This window comes from Thermoanaerobaculia bacterium (assembly GCA_035717485.1).
In the GTDB taxonomy this organism is placed as follows: Bacteria; Acidobacteriota; Thermoanaerobaculia; order UBA5066; family DATFVB01; genus DATFVB01.
Window position 1 is genome coordinate 1 of sequence record DASTIQ010000201.1, and the last position, 9,382, is coordinate 9,382.

Annotated in this window: 9 protein-coding genes; 1 reads left to right on the forward strand and 8 read right to left on the reverse strand. The window is 68.8% G+C overall.

Features of this window, described 5'->3' with window-relative positions:
* The 7 genes from VFS34_10630 to VFS34_10660 form a co-directional block, all read right to left on the reverse strand.
* On the reverse strand, positions 1–1,243 hold a 1,243-nt coding region (locus tag VFS34_10630; protein HET9794909.1), incomplete at its 3' end, for an alkaline phosphatase family protein.
* The gene (locus VFS34_10635; GenBank protein HET9794910.1) at positions 1,240–1,704 is read right to left on the reverse strand and encodes a hypothetical protein; all 465 of its coding nucleotides are present in this window, start codon (positions 1,702–1,704) and stop codon (positions 1,240–1,242) included. The genes VFS34_10635 and VFS34_10630, both read right to left, overlap by 4 nt.
* On the reverse strand, positions 1,701–2,456 hold the full coding sequence (locus tag VFS34_10640) for a hypothetical protein (protein ID HET9794911.1): 756 nt from the start codon (positions 2,454–2,456) through the stop codon (positions 1,701–1,703). Before VFS34_10640 ends, VFS34_10635 begins: the two co-directional genes overlap by 4 nt.
* Positions 2,457–2,463: 7 nt before the next feature.
* Positions 2,464–3,837, reverse strand: coding sequence for a DUF4340 domain-containing protein (locus VFS34_10645; GenBank protein HET9794912.1), 1,374 nt, complete (start codon positions 3,835–3,837; stop codon positions 2,464–2,466).
* Positions 3,834–5,318: a GldG family protein gene (locus VFS34_10650; protein ID HET9794913.1), complete on the reverse strand. Its 1,485-nt coding sequence runs from the start codon at positions 5,316–5,318 to the stop codon at positions 3,834–3,836. Before VFS34_10650 ends, VFS34_10645 begins: the two co-directional genes overlap by 4 nt.
* Complete coding sequence (locus tag VFS34_10655) at positions 5,315–6,052, reverse strand: ABC transporter permease (protein HET9794914.1); 738 nt, start codon at positions 6,050–6,052, stop codon at positions 5,315–5,317. The genes VFS34_10650 and VFS34_10655 overlap by 4 nt, the downstream gene beginning before the upstream one ends.
* Complete coding sequence (locus tag VFS34_10660) at positions 6,045–7,004, reverse strand: ATP-binding cassette domain-containing protein (protein HET9794915.1); 960 nt, start codon at positions 7,002–7,004, stop codon at positions 6,045–6,047. The genes VFS34_10655 and VFS34_10660 overlap by 8 nt, the downstream gene beginning before the upstream one ends.
* A gap of 169 nt (positions 7,005–7,173) precedes the next feature.
* On the opposite strand from VFS34_10660, the gene VFS34_10665 reads away from it, so the two are divergent.
* Complete coding sequence (locus VFS34_10665; GenBank protein ID HET9794916.1) at positions 7,174–8,244, forward strand: Xaa-Pro peptidase family protein; 1,071 nt, start codon at positions 7,174–7,176, stop codon at positions 8,242–8,244.
* Between the two features lie 42 nt (positions 8,245–8,286).
* On the opposite strand, the gene thiC is transcribed toward VFS34_10665, so the two are convergent.
* The coding region (thiC, locus tag VFS34_10670) for a phosphomethylpyrimidine synthase ThiC (GenBank protein ID HET9794917.1) at positions 8,287–9,382 on the reverse strand (1,096 nt) is incomplete at its 5' end.

A 9,382-nucleotide genomic window follows, 5' to 3' on the forward strand; every position in this document is an offset into this window, starting at 1 on the left:
CCGCTTCGGCGTCGGAGGACGCGCCGGCCGGAAGAGTCCGCGGCGGAGACGCCGCATAGGCGGCGACGCCCTTCGCCGGTGGGGCGGCGGCCGGAAACGCCGCGGGCAGCGGCCGTCCCGGGAGTTCCCGGGAAAGCGGAATCCGAAGCGACGCGAATACCGTGGGTGCGACGTCGAGAACCGAGGCGCCGTCGATCTCCCGGCCCGGCGGAACGCCGCGCCCGTGGAGGAAGACGACACCGTACAGCTGATGCCAGAGCGGCGCGAGGCCCGTGTCGGCGCGGCCGGAGGTGCGCGGACGGAGATCCCCGCTCTTGAACCCGTGGTCGGACACGACGATCGTGAGCGTGCGCGACCCCTCGAGTCGAAGAAGATCGCCGAGGACCTCGTCCTGATACTCGTAGCACCGGTCGACCGTGTCGTGGAACGCGGCGAAGTCGGCATCCGACACGTCGCCTCGGCGCGGCGGGCCGTCCTCCATGAAGAGATGCCCGCAGGCGTCCACCATCTCGAAATAGACGCCGAGGAGGGCGGGGTGCTCGCGCTTCTGGAGGTCGATCACGACTTTCCGATAGAACTCCGTCGTCGCCCGGATCCGGGCGAGCTCTTCGAGCCGCTTCGCCCCGTCGGGCGTGAGCGGCGCCGAAGGATCGGCCACGAACCGCGCTTTCGTCGCGGCGAGATCGGGTGCCGGCGCGCCGATTCGTCGATAGAGGTCCGACTCCAGCGACTCCGGATACGTCGCCCCCGCCGTGGCGCGGGCGCTGCTCACCTGGTGGAACGCGAGGCGATCGGACACCTCGAAACCGTCGACCTTCTCGGCGGGATACGAGGCATACCAGCCGATGAATCCCGACGAGACTCGGAACTGGGTGGCGACGTTCCAGAGCGCCGGGACCTTTCGCCGAAGGCTCGTGATCGGCGTCGGCTGCCCGTCCTTGCCGATCTCGATGAAGTCGAAGATCCCGTGATCCTGGGGCTCCCGTCCGGTGGCGATCGTCGTCCACACGATCGGCGAGAGGAGCGGCTCGATCGACCGGAGGCGCCCGGACGCCCCCTCCCTCTTCAGCCGCGAGAACGAGGGGAGCTTTCCCTGCGCGATGAGGCGGTCGGCGATTCCCATGTCCGCGCCGTCGACGCCGATCAGCAGGACCGAAGGCTCTTCCGGGCGATGCCCGCGGCACGCGGGGAGCGCGGCGGCGAGCAGGAGAACGCCCACGGCCCCACGGAGACGGCGGCTCACTCGACCATTCGCCGCACCGTCTTCTTTTCCGCGTAACGTTCGGCGACGTGCGGGTCGTAGGGTCGGTGGCGCGGATTGAGCGGGGTTTCCCGGTACTCCGTGTCGCACGCGTAGCAGATCGTCACCGGCTTGATCGTGATGGCGAGCACCCAGTCGATGAGGACGGTCGCCAGCAGCACCGGGGTGAACCATATCCAGCCGAATCTCCATCCCACCGCCAGGGCGGCGGCGATCGAGAGCGCCATGATCGCACACCCGATCCGCTGATCGAAGTCCCGCTGGACGAAGAAGGCCCGGCGCCCGCACGCCCCGCAGCGCTCGACCGGCCCCCCGCGCCGGGAGGCGTCGTCGGGAGAGTAGGACCAGCGCCGTCCGCACCGCGGGCAGGCTCCGTCGGCGGGCGCCGTTCCGTCGAACTCGGCGCGGGCCAGGCACTCCGGGCAGTAAAGGCGGGCCCTCACGCCGGGAATCGCGTCAGGACGGTCAGGTACGAAGCGAGGAGCTCGCCGATCAGGACGAAGATGAGCGCGACGTAGAGGAGCCCCGTCGCGGCCTGGTTCGAGCGCATCCTCGACGTCTGGAAGACGAAATACGAGAGCGCGACGGGCCCCACGATTCCCCAGAGGATCCGGAAGAGGAAGAAAAGGAGGTCGCGGTCGAGCGAGGTGAGCGCCTCCCAGCCGTCGGGGTTCGGCACCACCGCCGCGACGAGGCCGAGGTACGCCGCGCGCGCCGCCGCGAGCGCAGAATATCCCGCCGCGGCGCCGAAGAGGAGGCGGGTCGGAAGAGACCGGGCGACCAGGTACCAGTGCCCGAGATTCATCGTCAGCAGCACGCTCCCGAAGAGAAGCGCGCCGAGGAGGGAGCCGGCGAACACCCACGCCGATCCGGGCGCTTTCGCGGCGGTCGAAACGCGGCCCAGGAGCGCCACCTGGACGGCCGCCGACACGACGAGCCACGGAATCGCCGCGACGGGCCGCCCGGAGCGGGCGACGAGCGTGTAGGCGGCGAGCAGGACGAGGGCGCCTGCGGCCAGGGCGGGCGAAGAGCCGCGCGGAGCGACGATCGCCGACAGCAGGAGAAACGCCGAGGCGATCGCCCCGTGGAGGACGAAGAAGCCCTTTCCGAGGACGCGATGGGGAAAGAAGACGAGGAGGATGCTCGTTCCCGCCGCGGCTTCGAGAAGGAACGTCCCGAGCGCGTCGATCAGCATCGACGGCTCAGGAGGGCTTCTTCTTCGGGGGCGGGGCCGGCTTCGCCGGGGCCGGTGCGGCGGCGGGCGCGATCTTCCGGACGGCGGTGCTGACGCGATCGAAATCCGCGGCGGGCAGGACGAGCGCTTCGGGTCGATCCGCGAGCTTGATCGCGACGTTCCCGCCGCCCGACGGGCGCGCCGAGGCGGCGAAGGAATCTCCCGTGGACGTCTCGACCGTGAACGCGGCGAGCTCCGGCGCGGCCGAGATCTTCTGCCAGTCGGTTGCGGCCAGGAAGTCCTTCCCCTCGAGAGAGCCGATCGCGGTGAGCACGTCCTCGACCGAGGCGGCGGGGACCGCCTTCCCGGCCTCCTTCCAGCCGGCCCCGTCGCGGATGAACTCACGAGGGGCGCCTCCGGAAGACCAGACGAGCTTCTTCGCGGCGAAGTTGTCGAAGCGGGCGACTTTCGTCTCGCGGTAGACGTCCGCCTCTTTGGCGAGCTCGTCCGTCACCGTGGAGTCGATCGCGAAGGTTTCCCCTCCCGATCGGGCGTACACGCTCTTGCCGTCCGCGCGGGTCGCGCCGATGTCCGCCGTCACCGGCTTTCCGGAGATCGTCATGCTCACGGTGTAGAGGGGCGGGGCGAGCCCGTCTCCGGCGAGTTCGGCGCGCGGGATCTTCAGGAACTCGGTGACGTTGGCCGCGAGGAGATCGTCGATCAGCCTCTCGACCGCCGACGACGCGGCGAGATCGGCCGCCGGGCGGGTCATCCACCAGCGGTTCTTCCGTTTCTCGAACTCGAGCCGGCCCCGACCGCGCGCGATCGACAGCTGCGTCACGTCGAGCGCGGAGCCGGCGAAGATCTTCTTGCTCTTGTATCCGTCGACCGGTTTGAGGAGGTCCGCCGCGACGGTCGAGCGCACGAAGATCGTCCGGTTCTCTCCCTTGACGCGGGCGGCAACGGTATCGGTCCCGGGGATCTCCCGCCCGATCGAAAGCGTGTGGGACTCCCCTTTCCCGTTCTTTCCGTCGCGGCCCGAGACCGTGACCACCGCGCGCGGGGCCGTGAGCCCGTAGTCCGGCTCGGTGGCGCTCGCGGAGGCCTCCCCTTCGCGGGCGGGATGCGAAAGGTCGGCCACGAGGGACGACAGGGTCGGACCGTCGGCCGGATAGCTCTCCGGGCGCGTCATGCGCCACGCATCGCCGTCCCGCTCGAAGGCGAGCGTCATGTTGTCGCGGTTGATCTCGATCTTGCCGATCTTCGCCTCGTTGACGTCCCAGATGACGTCCCCCTTGTCGAGGCGCTCCTGGGTCGTCGGCATCTTCCGTTCGAAGAAGGCGACGAAGGCGAACAGGACGAGCAGGACTCCCGTGAGGACGGCGAGCCGTTTCGGGCTCATCCCCGTCTCTTCGCCCAGACGAGGAGCCCCGCCGCGAGGGCCAGCGCCGGGATCCCGAGGAAGGAGAGCAATCCGATCCGGCGAAGCGCGCCGGCGGAGACGACCAGCGCGTTCTGCTCCGGCATCTTCGGCGCGATCCCGACGAGGGTCCCGCTGCCGATGAGCCAGTGCGCGGTGTTCAGGAACAGATTCGCGTTCGAGACGTTGGGGAGCTCCGCGTTGGCCGCGAAATCCGAATCCCCGAAGACCACGAGGCGGGCCGCTCCCTGGGCGTCGGCCGCGGCGGGCGTCGTCGCTTCCTTCCCTCGCGCGACCGCCATCGCGATCGTCACGGGAGCCGGCACGTCGGAGGAATCCTTCTTCACGGCCGACAGATGCTCGAGATCCGTCTCCCCCCACCCCTGGCTCGTCGTCTGGACGAGCGGCGTGCCCGCGAAGCCGGCATGCGCGGCCGTCCCGGACTCGACCGAACGCGCGAGCGGAAAGATCACGGCCATCTTCGCCGAAGCGAGCGGATCGACGATCTCGTGGGCTCCGAAATGGTTCGCGTACACCGTCTCCGGACCCATGAAGGGAAGCGTGTTGCCGGTGTCGATCACGATGTCGTTGTCGAGCTTGACGCCCCACCCGGCGAGCAGGGTGCCGAGGCCGAGGTCCGGCACCGGGCCGCCGGGCCGCGGGACGACGGGGTCGAGCATCACGAGCACGTGGCCGCCCCCCGCCAGGTACTTGTCCAGCGCGTCCCGCTCGGGAGCGAGGAACGGCGTCTGGGGGCCTGCGACGACGACGAGATCCGCGTCCCGGGGCACCTCGCCCTTCCCGAGCGCCTCCCAGGTCGCCACCGTGTCGTTGTCCTTCCCGAGGAGGTCCTTGACCTCCGACAGGCCGCGGTCGGCGGCGTCGTCGACCGACTTCTCGCCGTGCCCGGACGTAAAATAGATCCGGGGCGACTTGTCGGAGGTGACGGCGAGGATCGCGGAGGTGAACGCCTGTTCCCCCTTGAACGACTTGAGCGCCCCCCCCTGCCCCGGTGCCCCGCTGAAGTCGTAATCCGCCATCTCGTCCTCGGTGACGAACTTCTTCTTCGGCCCGGCCTGGAAGACGATGGTCCCCGCCTTCCGGACGTCCATCTTCTGGGCGATGCTTTCCGCGAGCGCGGGGTTCCGCTCCGGGTCGATCTCCTCGACCTTGATCTGCGGCGAGAGCGCGCGGTACCGGTCGAGGAGTTCCCGGGTCTCCGGATAGAGGCGGTTGCCGTGGGTCATGAACGCGGTGACGTGAACGGGAGCCTTCAGGCCGCCGACGATCTTCTTCGTCGTCGACGAGACGGAATAGAGCTTCGCCTTCGTCCAGTCGCCGCGAGACCAGTGCCGGTATCCGAGCCAGTTGACGAGGCCCCAGATCGCCACCACGACGAGGACGCTCGCCGAGAAGACTCCCGCCGCCGCCGCGCGCCGGCGGCCGCCCCCGTGTGCGCTCATTGACCCTTCTTCGCCTCGAGCGTCGCCTGCGCGAGGTAGAGGAAGAGCGCCGCGGACGAGACGTAATACACGACGTGGCGGGTGTCGACCACGCCGCGGGCGAAGTCGTCCATGTGATCCCAGATCGTCAGGTACGAGAAGGCGTCCTTGATCGCGGGATCGTTGACGAGCGTCTGGATGAGACCGACGGAGAAGATCAGGATGATCATCACGAAACCGAGGATCGCCGCGACGATCTGGTTCTTCGAGAGACTCGACGCGAACGTGCCCGCCGCCAGGAAGAAGGCCCCGAGGAGGAGCACCGCGACGAGGCTCGAGAGCACGATCCGGAGATCGATCGTCATCAGGTGGTTCAGGATGAGCGCGTACGCGACGACCGGCAGCCAGAGAACGGCGTAGAAGCCGAACGCGGCCGCGAATTTCCCGAGCACGATCGTCGACGAGCTGACGGGCGAGGTGAGGAGCGTCTCGATCGAGCCCGACTTGCGCTCCTCGGAGATCAGCCGCATCGTGATCACCGGGATGAAGAAGAGCATGAAGATCCAGAAGAACGTGTTGTTGAAGATCGTCGCGAGCGGCTGGATCGACCGGGCGCCCGGCTGGCTCAGATAGCCGAGGATCGACCAGAAGATGAACCCGTTGACGAACCAGAACGCCGCGAGGACGATGTAGCCGAGCGGCGAGTAGAAGTAGGAGAGCCACTCGCGGCGCGCGATCGCGAAGAACTTACGCATGCGCCGCCTCCGCCGCCGTCTCCGCCAGGTCGCGCGTCGTCAGCCGGACGAACACGTCTTCGAGCGTCACGGTTTCCCCGGCGAGCTCCCGCAGGACCCACCGGTTCTCGACGGCCTGCCGGAACACGGCCTCCCGCACGTCGATCCCCTCGCCCGCCTCGATCCGGACCCGGGTCTCGCCCGGCACGCGCGTCTCCTCGATCGCGCGGACGCCGTCGATGGCCGAGAGGACCTCCCGCGCGGGAACGTCGCCCGCGAACGCGGCGCGGACGATCGACGCGCCGGAGCCCCGCCGCCGGAGCTCCTCGGGCGTCCCCTGCCCGACGATCTTTCCCCGGTCGATGATCAGCACCTGGTCGCAGACCGCCTCGACCTCGGGGAGGATGTGCGTCGAGAGGAGCACGGTCCGCTCGCGGCCCAGCTCCTTGATGAGCTCGCGGATCTTGATGATCTGCTTCGGATCGAGACCGACGGTGGGCTCGTCGAGGATCAGGATCGGGGGACGGTGGACGAGCGCGCCGGCCAGCCCGACACGCTGACGGTACCCCTTCGACAGGGTGCCGGCCGTCTTCTCCGCGACGTCCGCGATCAGGCAGCGCTCCATCACGTCGGCGACGCGCGCGGCCCGATCGCTTCCGCGGACGCCCTCGAGGTCGGCGCGATACGCGAGGTATTCGCGCACGCGCATCTCCGGATAGAGGGCGACGTTCTCCGGGAGGTAGCCGATTGCGGCTCGCGCGGCGATCGACTCGCGGACCACGTCGTGTCCCGCGATCCGCACGTCCCCTTCCGTCGGGGAGAGAAATCCGGTCAGGACGCGCATCGTCGACGTCTTCCCCGCCCCGTTCGGGCCGAGGAATCCGACGATCGCTCCTTCGGGAATGTGAAAGCTGATGTCGTCGACGGCCGGGGGGCCGTAGTACTTCATCGTGAAATGGTCGACGTCGATCATCGCGCTCCGGCTCGGAGAGCAACCCCAGTGCCACCCGCCGAGCGCGCGAAGTCTAACCGCTTTTTGGAGTTGAGCAAGCCCGGGCGGTCGCGGGCGCGCCGAATCGTCGCCGGTCGGCACGCCAGGGTGGCGCGCCGGAGGAACGCGCGAAATGCGATATCGTCCCCCCATGATCGATCGAAACGCGTTGAACGACCGCCTTTCCCGGGCGCGGCGCAAACTCGCGGAATCGGGCGCCGACGTCCTGTTCGTGACCCCGTCGACGAACCTCTTCTATCTCGCCGGACTCTCCTTCCACCGGAGCGAGCGGCTGACCGCCGTCCTCCTTCCGCGGGACGGAGAGCCGGTCCTGATCACGCCGGCATTCGAGGAAACGCACGCGCGAAGCATGACGGCGATCGATCGGGTCGTCACCTGGCAGGAGACGGAAGATCCGTTCCGGAAGGCGGCTTCGTTCCTCGGCGCAGCGAAGGGCGTCCTCTGCGTGGAACCTTCCACGGCGTACGACGACGTCGAGAAGCTCCTCTCCCACGCGCCCGGCTGGACGCCGCGCTCCGGCGCGGACGTCTTCGCGGCGCTGCGGATGGTCAAGTCCGCCGCGGAGCTCGACGCGATGCGCCGCGCGGTCGCGACGGGACTCGACCGGTTCCGGAAGGCGTTCTCGGCCCTCGCTCCGGGCGTTCGCGAAGCGGACGTGTCGGCCGCTTTCGGCGGCGAGAACGTCGTCCAGTTCGGCCCGTCGGCCGCCGTCCCCCACGGGGAAGCGAGCGCGCGGACTCTGTCGAAGAACGAAGCCGTGCTGATCGACGCCTGGGACAATCCGGAGGGTTACTACTACGACATCACGCGGTCGACCTTCTACGGCACGCCGACCGACGAATACCGCCGCGTCTGGGACGTCGTGTTCGAGGCGCAGGGCGCCGGGATCGCCGCCGCCCGTCCGGGCGTGCGCTGCTCCGACGTCGACGCCGCCGCTCGCGCCGTCATCGAGAAGGCGGGCTACGGGGAGTTCTTCACCCACCGCCTCGGGCACGGCCTCGGGATCGACGTCCACGAACCCCCGTACATGGTCGCGGGCAACGGCATCCTCCTCGAGCCGGGGATGACGTTCACGTCCGAGCCGGGGATCTATCTCCCCGGAAAGTTCGGCGTGCGGATCGAGGACGACGTCGTCGTCACCGGCACGGGCGCCGAGACGCTGTCGAAGAGGCCCGAGAAGCTCGAGCCGATCCCGGCGTAGCGAGAAGCCCGAGACCGTTGGAACCCCGCGCGGCGTGCGGGGCTACTCTTTTCGGTAGATTTCCGCGCCCGACTCGACGAACTCCTTCGCCTTCTCTTCCATCCCGATCTCGAGCGCCTTCTTCTCGTCGGCGCCGATCTTCGCGGCGTAGTCGCGCACGTCCTGCGTGATCTTCATCGAGCAGAAGTGCGGGCCGCACATCGAGCAGAAGTGCGCGAGCTTGGCCCCTTCGGCGGGGAGGGTCTCGTCGTGGAACCCGCGGGCGGTCTCCGGGTCGAGCGAGAGGTTGAACTGGTCCTCCCAGCGGAACTCGAAGCGCGCCTTGGACAGGGCGTCGTCGTGGAGGCGCGCGCCCGGATGCCCCTTCGCCAGGTCGGCCGCGTGCGCGGCGATCCGGTAGGCGATCACGCCGTCCTTCACGTCCTTCTTGTCGGGAAGTCCGAGGTGCTCCTTCGGTGTGACGTAGCAGAGCATCGCGGTCCCGAACCAGCCGATCATCGCGGCGCCGATCGCCGACGTGATGTGATCGTATCCGGGAGCGACGTCGGTCGTGAGCGGGCCGAGCGTGTAGAAGGGCGCCTCGTGGCAGACGGCGAGCTGCCGGTCCATGTTCTCGCGGATCCGGTGCATCGGGACGTGCCCCGGCCCCTCGATCATGACCTGGACGTCCTGCTCCCACGCGACCTTCGTGAGCTCGCCCAGCGTGTCGAGCTCCGCGAACTGGGCCTCGTCGTTGGCGTCCGCGGTCGAGCCCGGCCGCAGCCCGTCGCCGAGCGAAAAAGAAACGTCGTACGCCTTCAGGATCTCGCAGATCTCGCCGAAACGCTCGTAGAGGAACGACTCGCGATGGTGCGCGAGACACCACTTCGCCATGATCGATCCGCCGCGCGAGACGATCCCCGTGAGGCGGCGGGCGGTGAGGGGAACGTACGGGAGCCGAACGCCGGCGTGCACCGTGAAGTAGTCCACCCCCTGCTCGGCCTGCTCGATCAGGGTGTCGCGGAACACCTCCCAGTTCAGATCCTCGGCGACGCCGTTCACCTTCTCAAGCGCCTGATAGATCGGCACCGTCCCGATCGGGACGGGAGCGTTCCTGATGATCCAGTCGCGGATGTTGTGGATGTTGCGGCCAGTCGAC